General features: G+C 61.5%; 12 protein-coding genes and 1 pseudogene. 5 read left to right on the forward strand and 8 right to left on the reverse strand.

Annotated elements, in window-relative coordinates:
• Positions 1-26: 26 nt before the first annotated feature.
• Positions 27-614: a thioredoxin family protein gene (locus FHX08_RS04640; RefSeq protein ID WP_184326890.1), complete on the reverse strand. Its 588-nt coding sequence runs from the start codon at positions 612-614 to the stop codon at positions 27-29.
• 264 nt (positions 615-878) lie between these two features.
• Complete coding sequence (locus FHX08_RS04645) at positions 879-1,694, reverse strand: hypothetical protein (RefSeq protein ID WP_132654105.1); 816 nt, start codon at positions 1,692-1,694, stop codon at positions 879-881.
• A 217-nt stretch (positions 1,695-1,911) separates the two neighbouring features.
• Here FHX08_RS04645 and FHX08_RS04650 point away from each other — a divergent pair.
• Positions 1,912-2,151: pseudogene (locus FHX08_RS04650) on the forward strand (AhpC/TSA family protein); the annotation flags it as partial.
• 131 nt (positions 2,152-2,282) lie between these two features.
• Here the strand turns inward: FHX08_RS04650 and FHX08_RS04655 are convergent.
• The 5 genes from FHX08_RS04655 to FHX08_RS04675 all read right to left on the reverse strand — a co-directional run bounded on the left by FHX08_RS04655 (position 2,283) and on the right by FHX08_RS04675 (position 9,895).
• The gene (locus FHX08_RS04655) at positions 2,283-2,678 is read right to left on the reverse strand and encodes a hypothetical protein (RefSeq protein ID WP_132654106.1); all 396 of its coding nucleotides are present in this window, start codon (positions 2,676-2,678) and stop codon (positions 2,283-2,285) included.
• The gene (locus FHX08_RS04660) at positions 2,675-2,878 is read right to left on the reverse strand and encodes a hypothetical protein (protein WP_132654107.1); all 204 of its coding nucleotides are present in this window, start codon (positions 2,876-2,878) and stop codon (positions 2,675-2,677) included. The genes FHX08_RS04655 and FHX08_RS04660 overlap by 4 nt, the downstream gene beginning before the upstream one ends.
• A gap of 225 nt (positions 2,879-3,103) precedes the next feature.
• Positions 3,104-3,355, reverse strand: coding sequence for a hypothetical protein (locus FHX08_RS04665; RefSeq protein ID WP_132654108.1), 252 nt, complete (start codon positions 3,353-3,355; stop codon positions 3,104-3,106).
• A gap of 55 nt (positions 3,356-3,410) precedes the next feature.
• Complete coding sequence (locus FHX08_RS04670; protein WP_132654109.1) at positions 3,411-7,169, reverse strand: hypothetical protein; 3,759 nt, start codon at positions 7,167-7,169, stop codon at positions 3,411-3,413.
• A gap of 101 nt (positions 7,170-7,270) precedes the next feature.
• Positions 7,271-9,895, reverse strand: a complete 2,625-nt coding sequence (locus FHX08_RS04675) for a hypothetical protein (protein WP_184326891.1) — start codon at positions 9,893-9,895, stop codon at positions 7,271-7,273.
• A 75-nt stretch (positions 9,896-9,970) separates the two neighbouring features.
• On the opposite strand from FHX08_RS04675, the gene FHX08_RS04680 reads away from it, so the two are divergent.
• Complete coding sequence (locus FHX08_RS04680; protein WP_132654113.1) at positions 9,971-10,585, forward strand: hypothetical protein; 615 nt, start codon at positions 9,971-9,973, stop codon at positions 10,583-10,585.
• A gap of 237 nt (positions 10,586-10,822) precedes the next feature.
• Positions 10,823-11,431, forward strand: a complete 609-nt coding sequence (locus FHX08_RS04685; RefSeq protein ID WP_132654114.1) for a hypothetical protein — start codon at positions 10,823-10,825, stop codon at positions 11,429-11,431.
• 165 nt (positions 11,432-11,596) lie between these two features.
• Here the strand turns inward: FHX08_RS04685 and FHX08_RS04690 are convergent, their stop codons facing one another.
• Positions 11,597-12,475 carry an aldo/keto reductase family oxidoreductase gene (locus FHX08_RS04690; protein ID WP_184326892.1) on the reverse strand — a complete coding sequence of 293 codons (879 nt, stop codon included), beginning with the start codon at positions 12,473-12,475 and terminating at the stop codon, positions 11,597-11,599.
• Between the two features lie 118 nt (positions 12,476-12,593).
• Between FHX08_RS04690 and FHX08_RS04695 the strand changes: the two genes are divergently transcribed.
• Together FHX08_RS04695 and FHX08_RS04700 are read left to right on the forward strand one after the other, a co-directional pair.
• On the forward strand, positions 12,594-13,511 hold the full coding sequence (locus FHX08_RS04695; RefSeq protein ID WP_184326893.1) for a LysR family transcriptional regulator: 918 nt from the start codon (positions 12,594-12,596) through the stop codon (positions 13,509-13,511).
• Between the two features lie 109 nt (positions 13,512-13,620).
• Positions 13,621-14,292, forward strand: coding sequence for a VOC family protein (locus tag FHX08_RS04700; RefSeq protein WP_132654117.1), 672 nt, complete (start codon positions 13,621-13,623; stop codon positions 14,290-14,292).
• Positions 14,293-14,348 lie beyond the last annotated feature (56 nt).

A 14,348-nucleotide genomic window follows, 5' to 3' on the forward strand; every position in this document is an offset into this window, starting at 1 on the left:
CAGCCGCAGGGCCGCCGCGCTGGACATCAGGCCGCGCTGGAGAACCAGGAGGGTTCGTTGCCCGCGGTCCATTTAATGTTGCAGCCAATGGATGGAGTCTGCTCCAGAGAGGGTTTGGCTCCGGCGAGGACGGCGTCCGCTGCAGCGCGCAAATCCTTGCCGGTGACCGGTTTGCCATTGCCGGGGCGGGCATCATCGAACTGGCCGTGATAGGCGAGCTTCCTGCTGCCATCGAAAAGGAAGAGATCCGGCGTGCAGGCCGCACCATAGGCCTTGGCAACCGCCTGGGCCTCGTCCTTCAGATAGGGGAAGGTGTAGCCGACCGCTTCGACCTCCTGGCCGATCGCCGCAAGGCATTCTTCCGGATGCGCCTCAGCATCGTTGCTGTTGATTGCGATGATGCGCAGGCCTTTCGCTTCGTATTCCCTCGCGAAAGCGGCGAGGTCATTGCGGATCAACTGTACGAAGGGGCAGCGGTTGGAAATGAAAGCGACGAGCAGGGCAGGCGTGCCGTCGAAATCCGAGAGCTTGTGAAGCACGCCCTTGGCATCCGGCAGGATGAAGTCCGCGGCCTTGGTGCCGAGCTCGATGGAATTGGACGCTGTTTTGGGCATGAATATCCTCCTGATAGTTTCGAAGATATAATCTATAAATTTCATGAAGTTTGAACCCGAGGAAATTTGCTTCGAACGGGCTTTAGCGAAATAGCTTTTTGTCTAAGAGGGGGATGTTGGAAAAATCGTTGGGTGAGGCCGCAGGGAAAGCGGACGGTGGGAGGAAGGAGTCTGGTGATTTTGGCCGACAAGAAGAGGGAGGCCGCACGACACCAAGTACGCGTGGTGGCCGGAGACGTCTCTTTCAGTCAGCCGCCGACAGCATCACCGTCCATCATCCTCCAGCCTATGCCGCATCCAGATATTCGGCTCTTCATAGAGGCCGATTCCGCTCGCGCAATCCGCCATCAGCGGCGCCAAGCCGCCTTCCACATGATACGGACCGGACACTGGAAAACGCAGCCCGCTCCATTCCGTCCATTGCGACAGCGGCGCCTCGACCCGCATCGAACGCGGCGCTGTCTTCACGAGTCTCGCGCCGAGCTGCCAATGTTTGCGCACCCAGGGATCGAAGGGCGCGCCTGACGGCGTCGACCAGGCTGCGTAATCCTTAAAGGAGGTCAGCGGATAAGCTGCCTTCTTCGTCGGGCGCACGGGTGCGACGAGAGCCTGAAAACCATGTTTTCTGGCATCCGCCTTCATGTTGGCAATCAGCCGCTCGGCGAGATCCGAGCCGCGCATGGCACGCGAGACGACGATGGCAAGCGCAGAAAGGGCATTGGGTTTCTGGCCTGCCGCGAGGGTATGCGCGCCGGCGGCGAGAACGGCATCCCATCCGCCATCGGGCAGGGAAGTATCCTCGTCGGGCGCGGCCCAGGCGAAGGGGATGCTGTTCGACGTTGCCAGAACCCGTTCGTTTCCGTCGCGGTCAGTGCTGAGGGCAAGAAACTGATGGCGGCGCAGGTTTTCCGAAAAGAGGCTGTCCCAGTAATTGACGGCGACAGCGTCGCCGCTGATGAATTTCGGCCAGACGGCGGCGCCGAGTTCGGCGAAGGCCAGAATGAGATCAGGTCTTTCCTCGGCCGAGACCAGGGTGACCAGGCTATCGGCTTCTTGCCCTGCGGCCAGACTGGCAGACATATTCGCTTCGCTTTCTTTCGATCCCCGAGCGGCAGTTCGCAAATCCTATACGCCAGCTGACATGTCCTCCGGAAGAGGCGTTCCGATCGTGCCTGACATCGCCGGGCACGATCGGATAAGTCGCTGATGATGTCAGGCGGCGTCGCGCGGCGGGACTCGTGCAAAGAGCGGGCCGAGGCCTTCGGCGATGGTCAGGTGGGCGATGACGGCGTCGCGCAGTTTCCGGCTGCGTTTCCACCTGCCGGATTATCTCGTCGATCTCTACAAGAGCCTGAAGAACGATCTGCCATCATTCAACGACGATCCGAGCTGGACCCTGCCAATGCCCGGCCGGTTCGTGATAGACCAGGACGGCGTCATTCTCTATGCCGAGGTCAACCCGGATTATACGCGACGCCCCGAACCGGAAGACATGCTGCCGGTGCTCCGGGACGCCGCCCTGCGGCGGGTTGCCTGAGAACAGGTATCAAGAGAGCGCCTGGCTCCGGCCGAAGGCGTTTCGCAAGGTCACCGGAGGAATTCGGCCCCCAACCCAGCGCTCTCTTGATGCTGCGATGATCTCACTGAACAGTTGAGGCGTTCTCCCGCCTAACGTTTCAGCCGCCGTGCAAGCAGAGCGCCGGCATCGCCGATGAGGATGGCGGGGATCAGCACCAGTGCCATGTCATTGATGCGCGGCGGCACGTCGATGACGACGAAATCGAGGCCGAACCAGGGATTGAGGATCTGCACCATGTAGATCGCCGCCCACCAGAGGCCGAAGGGGATAACGATGAGCAGGCGACCAAGGCGGGTGGCGCTCCAGCGGTCGGCGGCTTCCGCGACCGCAATATCGCGGGCGGCTTCGATGCCGCGGATTGCTTCTTCGGCGGCAAGTTTCTGCTGGTCGGTTTCGGCTGCGAGTTTCGCCTGATAGGCAGCCAGAAGCGGACCGGTGAATTTCTCGATGATGCCGCCGAGAAGAAGGTCGGCGAGCCACTTCATTTCGCCCATCCGAAGCGATGCGCCAGATAATACCAGCCTTCGGCGAAGCCGGCGATGAGCGCGCCGGAGGCGACCTGAAGCGCCATGGCGACATCGGGATCGCGCGAGATCATCTCGCCGAGATCGGGCGCGATCAGCCCGCGGGTGATGAGGATGGCGGCGAGGTAACGCAAGAGAATGCGGATAAAGACGAGGGTCATGTCTGCTGCCCGTGATGAGAATGGAGAGCGGCAGGATGGAGCGAGGATAGTTGTTTGGGTGAATTCCAGGGTGATCGCACTTTTGCTGGAATGCCCCCGACAGCGCCTTCTCTCGGCGGACGCATGCCGCTCACGCAACGTCATCCTTGGCCTCTCCCGAGGATGACGGAGGACCGGAGGCAGGCATCCCCAACGCAAAATCGCGCCCATGTTCGCAGAAACCGATTAAAGAAACCGCGCAAGCGCGCCCGAAGCAATTGCCTTGATCAGCAGGCCGGCAAGCGGAGTCAGCACGATGGCGACGACGGCCCACAGCGCCTTGCCGATGCGGTTTGCCAGCTTTTCGACGCTGCCTTCGATGCGCAGCAACGCCGCATTGATATGCGGCTGTTGCGCTTCGAGCGAGACGACCCGCTCCTTCAAATCGCTGATCCTGCCATGGAGCTTTTCGAGCTCGTTGCGGGTTGCCTCATCCATGATGCCATTCCTTGTTTGACATCATGGATAGGGAACGAAGAGTTGAAATCGAAAATCATGGCTGACCGATCTGCTTTAGGCCGGCATCTACCTTGCGGGCAATCTCGTCGGCTGGTTCTGCCGCAGCAAGACCGGTGGCGGCGAGGATATCGGTTACATGCTGGTGGACGATGTCTACGTCGCCTGACAAGCGGATGGCATTTGCAAGTGCTCTTACCTCGCCATCGGCGCCGGCAGATGGACCCCTTGAGTCGCGTATCGCGGGCAGGGCGGCCATGACGGAGTAGCCGGTCTGCTGTGCCAGGAAGGCCGGCCATGTGGGGTCTTTATGCTGCCCGCCGATGGCGGCGGCAAACATCATATCCGTCATGGCGAGCGCGGTCAGATCCATGGCGAGCGAGATGCCCTGCCGGGCGGCCGTGGCCGCATCCGCTGCTTCGGCAGCGGCATCGAACTTCGCGGCGAGATGCGAGCCGAGGGACGTGAAAAGCCGCAGGGTTTCGCTTCTGCCGGGGCTGAAGGGGTCCGTTATCGCCTGTTTCATGCACGCGTCTGCATGAGCAATGGCGCTCGCTTCGTCCGTGCCGCGCTGGGTGAGGCCCTTGTGATAGTGGGCGAGCCACGCCGGTATATCGATAAGGCGATATTGCAGCGTCTGCGCAAGCCAATTGGCCATCCTCTCCCATGCCGTCCCGGCATCGGGCAAAGGCTGGTGCCGGCGCTGGGCCATGACGGGCGAGCGGCTGACAATCTCCTCCACGATGCCGGGCCGGGAGGCATTTCGCAACCCGGCCGCGAAATCGCCTCTGCCTGCCGCCGCGATGATTTCGGCGAGCCGAGAGCGGCGCGAGAACGCAGCCGCCAGATCATTCGCCATGTTGACGGCGGTGACATTTTTTCTCGTCAGGCGAGCCATGCGACCAATACGATCGGCGGAGCGCAATTCGCCGGCAGCCTCTTCGCTCAGCCAGGCCTGCAGGATCTCCAGTTCGGCGCTACGGCCGGTCTCCTCGAAGGCCGACTTGAGGCTGACATCGTCAAGCAGGCGCTTTGCATTCGAGAGCGGTTCGCTGAATTCCAGGTCGTAGATGAGATGATTGACGTGCCGGTGCAGCACGGCGATGTCGAGATCGAGCGGCCGGGCGGCGAGGTCGACGCGGGACCGGCCATGACCGGCCTCGGTCGCGGATTTGACGAAACGGCCGGCAGCAAGGGCCTGCGCGAGGTCCTGGGCGGCATCGGCGGCATCATAGGCCAGCGGATAATAGCCGCCTTTCAGCACCTTGCCGCCAATGCTGACTGAGAGGGGCTGTACCCATTGCGGCGCGATGCCGGTCACGCGCTTTTCGCGCGCGGCGATATCCGGCCCGAAGGCGGCGAGATAATCCCAGACGGATTGCACGAAGCCGGCATCGCGCGCATCGAGCGAGGCGAGCACCGCGGCGAGTCCGGCTTCGTCCAGGGCGCCTTCGATGCGGCTATCCGTCAGGCGCCGGCGATTGGCCTCGTTGCCCGCATTCAGGGCAATGGCGATGGCCTCCCATTTCGATAGGGACTGGCCGAGAGCCGGAAGATAGCGGCGGCTCGCCATCTGGCGGCGCTCTTCGCCGGAATAGACATCGTAGAGCGCTTCCAGATCAGCGGCGGCCTTTTGTTTGCGCAGCGCCAGACGGTTTGCGGCGGCATCAATCGGCGCCTTGATGGCCCGGTGGGCTGGGCCGGCGGCGGCGGTGTCGAGCTCAAGCAGCAGGGCATCCATCGCCCGGGTCGGATCGAGGGGAGTACGTTCGTCTTTGGCCGGGCCAGGTGGTCGCGGCCTTTTCACGGCGCCGATGAGGCTCGCAACGATCTGCTCGACATCGGCTTCATGGTCTGCATCGATCAGCTTACCGGCGCGCCTTGCCGCATGTTCGAGATTCTTCAGCGCCGCGATGACGGCGCGGAAGCGCTCCAGCGTGATCTCCTTATAGGACTGGCGGCCGGAGCCGATCAGCACACTATCGGGAATGGCAAGCTCGTTTTCCCGGCCTGCCGACTTCATGGCGAGACTATAGTTTCTGAGGGCGACGCGCGGACCATCCTGTCCGCCCGTCTGACCTCCGGCCTGACGATCTGCCCGGCCGCTGAGACCGTAGCGGTCGAGCAGGGCATCGATCGCGCCGAGGTAATCGATGCGGCCATTGTCACGAAGGACGGCTGCGGCGAGTTTTTCCCGCGCGGGACCGCTTGCGAGGCTTTCCGCTTCGGCCTCGAATTTTTCAACCTTGCCGATAATGTCGAGGCTTTCGGCATAGATCGCGTGATTGAGAAGCTGGCGGCGCTTGGCCGTGATCAGCCTGGTGACGCGTTCGTCATGTCCGTGAGGGGCGGCGTCTGCATCGCCGGCAGCCTTTCGGCTTGCCCTCGCGCGCCAGGCCTCATCCTGCGCCAGTTCGTCACCCAGCCTGTTTGCTTCGATGGCGGTGCGCCGGCCCGCCGCGAGAAAGCGCGCGCCGTCCATGGCATCGGCCACCTCCATGCCCGCGGTTGCCGAGAGCGCATAGGCCTTCGCCTCACTCGCCGTCAGCCCGTCGCCTGAGCCGGCAACCTCGATGAGGGCCGCAAGCTCGGCCGCCAGCCATTCGGCCCGCCTGTCATTATGCACGGCCGCGATTGCGCGTTCCTCGGCGGAACCATCGATCAGCATGTCGCCATGGCGCTGGAGCATGACGCGCTCGACCTCGAAGGTGATCGCATCGTCGCGGCTCGGCGCCAGCGCCATGGCCGCCACCATCTCATCGCCGGAGCCGAGGCCGAAGAGATCGGCGACGATATCCGGATCGAGCCCGCCGTTATCGGCATAGAGAGAGTGCTTGCCGCGGGGCAAAGCGCCAAGAATGCCCGCGCCATAACGCGCCTCAAGGGCTGCCTTGTCGAAACGGATGTCACCGGATGGTGCGGGATTTTCCTTATCCAGCCAGCGGCTGTTGGCCATCCATTCGATGGCGCGGTAGAGGCCGGTGGCTTCAATCTCCTTCTCCACCGCGCGCCGCACGGCAGCCTTCTCCACCTTGTAAGCCTTTCGCCTCTCTCGCCGTATCGGCTCCATCATCTGCCGCAGAAGACGGGCTTTTGCTTCCTGGGAGGCGAGCGCACGCAGCTTCAGCAGCCGATCGTAGTGCGGCTGCGTCAGGCCGGCGGCTTGCGCATTGGCAAAGACGGGCTCATCGCCGCCGACATCCTGCTGGGCCATCTCGATCGCAGTGTCGCAGGCGAGCATGCGGAAGAAGATGGCGGCGACGTCTGGGGCGAGAGAAACATCGAGGGCGACGAGGCGGCGGTAGATCGACAGTAACCAGTCGTGGAACTGCTCGAAGACGCCGCGCATATCGAGTGAAGGCGCCTTGCCCTCGATCAGATAGGTTTCGGCGGCGCGGGCAAAGAAGGATTGCATGGCGGCATCGACTGCCGCGTCTTTGCGGGGATTGCCGGTAGTGCCGCGATCGAGCGCTGCGAGCACGTCCTTGGCAGTGATCTTGACGCCGGGTTTGGCGCGCACTCCATCAGCTGCGACGGCCTTCGCTTCCTCGCGCCACCAGCTTTCGAGATGGGCGAAACTTTCGCCGGCCGCGCGAACGCCACGGCCCGCCATGTCCTGCATGATATCGAGGAAATGGCGGCTCGCTCCTTGCAGCAGCGCGGAGAAATTTGGCTTGCGGAAGATGTCGAGGATGGTCTCGGTGCCGGCGGGGATACGGAGTGGGCTGTCGGGTGAGACCGCCGGGTTTCGGAACAACCGCGGCGACGTCCCGGATGTGAGGTTATTGGCCTTCATCACCGCGTTTCCAGATGGAGGTTGGGCGGACAGGGTTGTCGTGTCGACGGAACGATTGGTCGGATTTTTCAAGTTGAATTCCTCGGGAAATCGCTTGCCGGTCAGGGCTGCGGATAGAGCTTCAGATATTCATCGAGGCTGCGGCCCTCCGAGTGCGCCAAGGCGGACGTGAAGGCGGAATGACTCATGGCGAAATGGGATACGGTCTCGGCAGGATGTCCGGCGATGGCAGAGCGCAACACTGCGAGATTGTGAATTCGTTGTTCAGCGGCACGGTCGATGATGGGGGAGGAGAAGGCGGGGTTGGCCCGCGGATTCAGCGCGCGGTTATACGCATCGGCCTGCTCGCCCCTCAGATTGGAAGCATTGGATTGCTCAAAGAGCCGTGGCGATTTTGCTTCAGAGGTCGTCGGGGTGCGGGGATCAAAGCTTGAATTTTCCTGGAGGAATGCATCGAACTTTCCGCCAGCGTGGTCTGTGGCATAGGCGGCTGCAGAAAGTTTGACGGCACTGCCGGTCGCCAACGCCACCAACACATCATGAGTGCTCATGCCGCGAGTGCTGGCGGCAAATTTACTCAGATCGGTACGGTGTGTTTTGAGTTGTTCAGCCAAGCCATCGACGGGGATGTGAAGGTTCTCGGTAGTGGTACCTTTCAGCATGGCGGTCATAAGGCGATAAAACTCACCGTCAGAGCGGCTGCGCAGCAACGAGTTTGCCGATGCCTTGGAAATGCTCTGTATTAGATTACGATCGGTTTTTATCGTTGGAGCAACAGGCGTCGTGGCCACGAGAACTGGAGTCGCTGGCGTTGTCGTCGTGGGTGTTGTGGCCGGAGGTGATGGAGTTGCGGACGATGCAGGCGTTGCGGCCGCTGATGTTGTGGCCGTAGAAACTTGAGCTGTCTCTGGTGGGGCTGTCTGTGATGCTGGCGTGGGTGCTGCTATTGCAGGTACTGTGGGTGCTGTAGTCACAGGTGCAGGATCTGCGGATGATGTCGGGGCCGGAGCTGCTGGCGGTATGACTGCAGGGGCTGAAGCTGTATCGGGCGTAGCCGCGGGGGGTAGAGCTGCAGATGTTGTCGCTGCGGTGGTTGTGGGCGTGAGCGCTGGAGTGGCCGCCGCTGCGTCTTGCCCCTCTCGCCGGGCCTCAAAGGCGGTCAACGCCGCATCGGCGGGGAGGGTGCCTACGCTGGACAGGCTCTGCTTGAGAACCTTGTTCCAGTCTGTATCATCACCTGCGAGTTTTTGTGCCGTTAATTCACCGGCACCGCTGGTGATCGCTGCCTGCATGGTGTCCACGGCCAGTTGACCAACGCGATTGCCAACCCCCAGTCTCTCGGCCAGTCCGCCTGAGACTGCATCGAATGCAGTGACCGTCAGGGCGCGAATAACACCTCTTTCGCTTGCTTCTTTGAGCACGGCCGGGTCATGCAGCAGGCGCTCGATATCTTTGGGCTTAGTGAGATCAAAGCCCTTTTTTTCGAAGAAATCTGCCGGTGACGTGTAGCGTTCGGTCACGTACGTCGCGCCGCGCGCGACGATAAATGGGATCGCCGGATTGTGGGTTGCGACCGTGGCTGCCGTAACGGCAGCTATTTGAGGGGCGGTTTCACCTGTCGTCTCCAAAACCCAGGCTAGAACACCGGTGGGATTTGCTTTGATTGCAGCGCCGATATTATTGATTGTCTCCTGGAAACCCGCTCCATCGACGAACATCGCATTTTCGGCGGCCGTCGCCATCGCCGATTTAGGTAGTGCCTTTATGGCCGCGATGTTCTTCCCTAGCGCCTGAGCATATTCCTGCGAACTCGCCTCGTCGTCAGTTTTGATGAGGTCTGCATACCGAGCGTCGAGCCAGCGGGTACTTGCGAAGAAATATTCTACCGGTGAGAGCGGGGGTATGATTTTCCCCTGCCGTGTAACGATTGGTTCACGTTGCGATTCAAGGAGTTCATTGAAACTCATTTTGCGGTCCCGCGCGCGGGCCTCAGTCTGTTCCATCATATACTGATTGAATATCTGGGCTACGCCATAGCCGCCACGAAGTAAGGAGTTCCACTGTCCGATTCGCCAATCGGCAAATGACCCCGGCGTTGGTGTGTCATTGTCCGGCGGTGGAGTAGCAGGCATCCACCTCCCGCGCTCAAGGGGGGCGATTCCGTTTAGGAAACTGTCAAGTGCGTCGAGGCGATCGGCATTGTCAGACCAGTTTTGAGCGACGGTTTTCCGCTTTTGCGTCGCTGACATCTCTGTTGGAGTAGTGGACTCCGCAAAAGGTTTGTCTGGCCACGCAGGCTGACTTGCTGGCGGTCGAGAGAAGGGAACTGCAAGCGGCACCGGGAGGACGGCAGGTTGACGAGCGGGCGATTGCGGATTCGTCTGCGCCAGCCTTTCCAAAGCTGAAAGGTTGTGAAGATCGTCTTTCGCTAGCGGTGCCGTTGCTGCATTTTCACTCAGCCAGCGCGCAAGGCGCGGTGAAGAGGAGAGGATCTTCTTATTGCGGACGTCATCGATCAACCGTTGCAGAGGGTCGCGGTTATCCTTGACCATCGGCAGGGGCGGGATAAGGTTTCCTGTAGTTGCTGCGAACTCCCGCGCGAAATTAAGATTATCCGCAACCTCATCTGGATTTTCATCCGAGGATTGAATAACGCTGCTCGCTGCGGCCGCATCCTGCTGGCGCCGTTTGCGCGACCAGACGTCATAGTCCGACATCATATCCATGGCTTCTCTCCCGTTCGGCCGAGAGACAGGGGTAGGTGCGGAAGGGTTGATTTATAAATCGAGGGAGGGGGAGCGATGCCTGGGGTTTTTGCGGCTGCGATGTTTGCCGCATGGTTGGGGGCGAAATATTGGAGCGAGATGCTGCCGGAAGGCTGCAGGCAGGCGTGGCGGGTTTTCGTCTACGCCTTGATCGGCGCCTGGCCCACCTATCTCGCCTGCGTTCTGCTGGTCTGGTTCCGCGATCCGGGGCAGTCCAATGCCACGGCGGCGGCCTTCGTCGCGGACAGGTTATACGGGCTGGCTATTGTCGCAGTGGTGACCGGTATTGCAGTCTATCGATTTCGTCTTACGCACTACGAGCCTGACGAAGCCGATCGGGCGGCCCATATGTCTGCCGGCATGAAGAACAGCATCTCATTGCTGGTCATTCTCTCCTTCGTCAGTTTCCTTTGTGTCAGCGTGACGGCGGGCGGGCGCATGCCGGATTATCCGGGCGGGACAGGCCGCTTCTTGGGAGAGTTCCTTGGCGGAACTCTTTTAATCGTCATCCTCGCGCTCATCGGCTTTTTCGTCACTCGTTTTGCTAGAAGAAAGCGGGACGCCTATGCCGGGCTGATGGGGGGAACCGTTGTCGCGCTCGCGATGAGCGGGCTCGCCTATCTCGGCATGCTCAAACATCTCAATGGCTGAGCGTAGCGGAGAGGCTTTGCCGGGTCGATTTTTGTCCCTGGCTCTCGTGGATCGCGAGAAAATTCGCGCGCATCTCTCTGGATTTTCAGCCGTGGATTGAATAATGGTTTTTTGCTGGCGTTCTGCGGGCGGCGTTTCCTTACGTTTGCGTGAAATTCGGCGGTTTATCCGTGACCTGCTCCGTCTTATGCGAAGCGGCCGGGGAGCGCGGTTCTATTTTAGATTGGGAGGATATCGATGCCGGTAGTTTTTGGGTTTGCGGTGATTGCGACATGGCTTGGAGCCATGCATTGGAGCCTGATGCTTCCTGAAGGCGGCCGCCAACCGTGGCGCGTCTTCATCTATGCGCTGATCGGCGTTCCCGTCGTTGCGCTGTTGTCTGCCTTCTGCCTGTGGCTGGTGGATCCGACGCATACTAATGCATCCTTCGCCTCCTACCTAGCAGCCAGTTGGCTTCACCTCTTCATTATCGCCCTGGTTGGCGCCATCGCAGCCTATCGCTATCGGATGAGGTTCTATCCGCCGCGAAATGTCGCCCGCGCCGCGCAGATGTCTGATGGACTGATAAGCAGCCTTGTCCTGCTGGCCGCGCTCGCGCTCGCCGGCAGCCTTTGCGTTACCTTCGCAATCGCCGCGCACGCGCCGGATTATCAGGATGGAACGACGGCCTGGAGCAGCGGCGTCCTAGGCACTGCCATCGTCATTCTGATATTTAGCCTGCTTGCGTTTTTCATCATTCGTGACCTGAAGGGCGGAGATCGGGATCCTCACGCGGGCCTGATGGCCGGAAGCTTTGCCTGTCTTGTGGTGGCTGGGCTCAGCTATCTTGGCGCGCTCAATCACTGACGACCGATGTAGCAAGAGGCCTCCGCATCTGCGGATGCGGTAGCTACGGACTGGTGGCAGCGTGATGTGGCCTGTGAAGCGCGGCAGGCGATCCGCCGCGTTTCGTTCCTACTTCTGTCTTAGGCACGTGCTTATCGCAAAACCTTCTTCGCGACAGGCTTAGAGTCAGGCGCCGTTCGCACCGGCAATGCGATCGAGCTGCGCCATCGCCTCGGGCGACAATTCGATATCGGCCACTGCGAGGTTTTCCCGCAGGTGGCCACGCGAGGATGTGCCGGGGATCAGGAGGATATTCGGCGCGCGTTTCAGGAGCCAGGCGAGCGCCACCTGGAGGGTCGTGGCACCCAAACGGGTGGCGACCTCAGAGAGCGTTGAAGATTGTAGCGGCGAGAAGCCGCCGAGCGGGAAGAAGGGCACGTAAGCCGTGCCTTCTGCTGCAAGCTTGTCGATCAGCGCGTCGTCATGGCGATTAGCGAGGTTATACTGGTTCTGGACGCAGACGATCTCGGTAATCCTGCGGCCGTCATCCACCTGTTTTGCTGTAGCATTCGACAGGCCGATATGTTTGATCAGCCCCTGCTGCTGCAGCTCGGCCAGAACCGTGAGCGGCGCTTCGAGCGAGCCTTCGGCGGGGCCATGCACATCGAACATGGCGCGCAGGTTCACCACCTCGATGACGTCGAGGCTAAGGTTTTTCAGGTTGCTGTGGATCGCCGCGGTCAGCTCTTCTTTCGAGAAGGCGGGGTTCCAGGAGGCGTCGGCCCCACGCAGCGCGCCGACTTTGGTAACGATGACGAGATCATCGGGATAGGGGTGAAGCGCTTCCCTGATGATCTCATTGGTGACGTAGGGTCCGTAAAAATCGCTGGTGTCGATATGATTGACGCCGCTTTCGACGGCTTCGCGCAGCACGGCGATGGCTTCGTTTCGATCCAGCGGCGGGCCGAAGACACCCTTGCCGGCAAGCTGCATGGCGCCGTAGCCGAGCCGTTTCACCACGCGGTCGCCGAGCTTGAATGTTCCGGATTTTTCGACAGTAGACATGAGATTTCATCTCCGATTGAAGGCGCAGAGGAGATAGGCCTGTATCGCTGTCCGGACAATCGGCTATAATCCGGACGGGCCGTCCGGATTTCAGGACAATAAACGAGGGGCTGGGAATATGAAGCTGGGGTCGCCCGAGATCAGCGATGTCAGTGCCTTTCTCGTCGTGGCGCGGGCCGGCGGTTTTCGCGAGGCGGCGCGGGTGAGCCATATGAGCTCTTCGGCACTCAGCGATGCGGTGCGCCGGCTGGAGGCGGAGCTCGGGGTGCGGCTCTTCAACCGCACGACGCGCAGCGTGGTGCCGACGGAGGCCGGCCGCGGCTTGATGGAGCGGCTGGGCCCTGCCTTCAGCGAGATCGATGCGGCGCTCGACTTCGTGAAGGATTTTCGCGATCGGCCGGCCGGCTCGCTGAAACTCAACGTGCCGGTCAGCGCAGCGAGGCTGGTGCTGCCGGGCATCGTGCCGCCGTTTCTGAAGCGCTATCCGGATATCCGGCTGGAAATCGTCACGGAAGAAAATTTCGTCAATATCATCGCCGGCGGCTGCGATGCTGGCATCCGCTATGACGAGCGGCTGGAGCAGGACATGATCGCCGTGCCGATCGGCCCGCGCCGCCAGCGTTTTGCCGGGGGTGCATCGTCCGCCTATCTCGCCGAACACGGGCGGCCGCAGCATCCGCGCGATCTGCTGCAACATGCGTGCATCCGCGGGCGGTTTGCCGGTCGCGCCATCCCGGTCTGGGAATTCGAGCGCAATGGCGAGATCGTCAGGGTCGATCCGCCGAGCCCTCTGATCGTCCAAAATGGCGGCGGCACGGATCTCGCCATCGATGCGGCGGTCGCCGGAACCGGCGTCGTTTTCACCTTCGAGGACTGGCTCAGGCCCTATTTCAAAAGCGGCGCGCTCGAGCCGGTGCTGGAGGACTGGTGGGAAAGCTTTTCCGGCCCCTTCCTCTATTATCCCGGGCGGCGGCTGGTGCCTGCACCGCTGCGCGCCTTCATCGATTTCATCAAGGCGATGCCGCGAGAAGGGTGAACAGCGATTACCGGCCCGCAACGTGGTAGAGTGGCCGCGGGCGATGCATTCGCCGCATCGCCATCATCATCAACATCACCATCGTCGTGACGATGAGAGGGGGAAGATCATGAGCAGCGCAAGCACTATGACCGGCAACGGCACGAGCGAGATGAAACTGGAGATCATCGTCGTGCCCGTTTCGGATGTCGACCGGGCCAAGGCCTTTTACGGCGGGCTCGGCTGGCGCCTCGATGCCGATTATTCCTCTGATGATAACTACCGGGTGATCCAGTTCACCCCTCCGGGCTCGAATGCATCCATCATCTTCGGGAAAAACGTGACGCCGGCGGCACCCGGCTCCGCGCAGGGCCTCTATCTCATCGTGTCCGATATCGAGGCGGCACGAAAGGAGCTCCGGGAGCGCGGTGTCGAGGTCAGCGAGGTCTTTCATCCTGAAGGCGAGGTCTATAGCGGGCCCGATGTGCCCTATCTTTTCGGCCGGCGCCGGGTCAGCGGGCCCGATCCCGACCGCAGCAGCTACCGCTCCTTTGCGGCCTTCAGCGACCCTGACGGCAATGGCTGGCTTTTCCAGGAAATCACCACCCGCCTGCCCGGTCGGATCACCTCCGACCTCGCCGCTTTCCGCACGGCGAAAGACCTTGCCGCAGGGCTTCGCCGGGCGGCCGCTGCACATGGCGAGCACGAGAAGCGCAACGGCGGAAAGCACGACGAGAACTGGCCGGACTGGTATGCCGAGTATATGATGGCCGAGCAGACGGGCAGGCCGCTGCCGTTGTGATCCCCAGGCGGGACCGGCTGGACGAGCCGATCCCGCCTGCTGCTCACGCACGTGGG

The sequence above is a fragment of the Rhizobium sp. BK529 genome, assembly GCF_014194105.1.
In the GTDB taxonomy this organism is placed as follows: domain Bacteria; phylum Pseudomonadota; class Alphaproteobacteria; order Rhizobiales; family Rhizobiaceae; genus Rhizobium.

Excerpts from the sequence above, each read along its gene's own strand:
- FHX08_RS04640 (WP_184326890.1), bottom strand. The coding sequence starts at position 614 with ATGCCCAAAACAGCGTCCAATTCCATCGAGCTCGGCACCAAGGCCGCG.
- FHX08_RS04645 (WP_132654105.1), bottom strand. The coding sequence starts at position 1,694 with ATGTCTGCCAGTCTGGCCGCAGGGCAAGAAGCCGATAGCCTGGTCACC.
- FHX08_RS04655 (WP_132654106.1), bottom strand. The coding sequence starts at position 2,678 with ATGAAGTGGCTCGCCGACCTTCTTCTCGGCGGCATCATCGAGAAATTC.
- FHX08_RS04660 (WP_132654107.1), bottom strand. The coding sequence starts at position 2,878 with ATGACCCTCGTCTTTATCCGCATTCTCTTGCGTTACCTCGCCGCCATC.
- FHX08_RS04665 (WP_132654108.1), bottom strand. The coding sequence starts at position 3,355 with ATGGATGAGGCAACCCGCAACGAGCTCGAAAAGCTCCATGGCAGGATC.
- FHX08_RS04670 (WP_132654109.1), bottom strand. The coding sequence starts at position 7,169 with ATGAAGGCCAATAACCTCACATCCGGGACGTCGCCGCGGTTGTTCCGA.
- FHX08_RS04675 (WP_184326891.1), bottom strand. The coding sequence starts at position 9,895 with ATGGATATGATGTCGGACTATGACGTCTGGTCGCGCAAACGGCGCCAG.
- FHX08_RS04680 (WP_132654113.1), top strand. The coding sequence starts at position 9,971 with ATGCCTGGGGTTTTTGCGGCTGCGATGTTTGCCGCATGGTTGGGGGCG.
- FHX08_RS04685 (WP_132654114.1), top strand. The coding sequence starts at position 10,823 with ATGCCGGTAGTTTTTGGGTTTGCGGTGATTGCGACATGGCTTGGAGCC.
- FHX08_RS04690 (WP_184326892.1), bottom strand. The coding sequence starts at position 12,475 with ATGTCTACTGTCGAAAAATCCGGAACATTCAAGCTCGGCGACCGCGTG.
- FHX08_RS04695 (WP_184326893.1), top strand. The coding sequence starts at position 12,594 with ATGAAGCTGGGGTCGCCCGAGATCAGCGATGTCAGTGCCTTTCTCGTC.
- FHX08_RS04700 (WP_132654117.1), top strand. The coding sequence starts at position 13,621 with ATGAGCAGCGCAAGCACTATGACCGGCAACGGCACGAGCGAGATGAAA.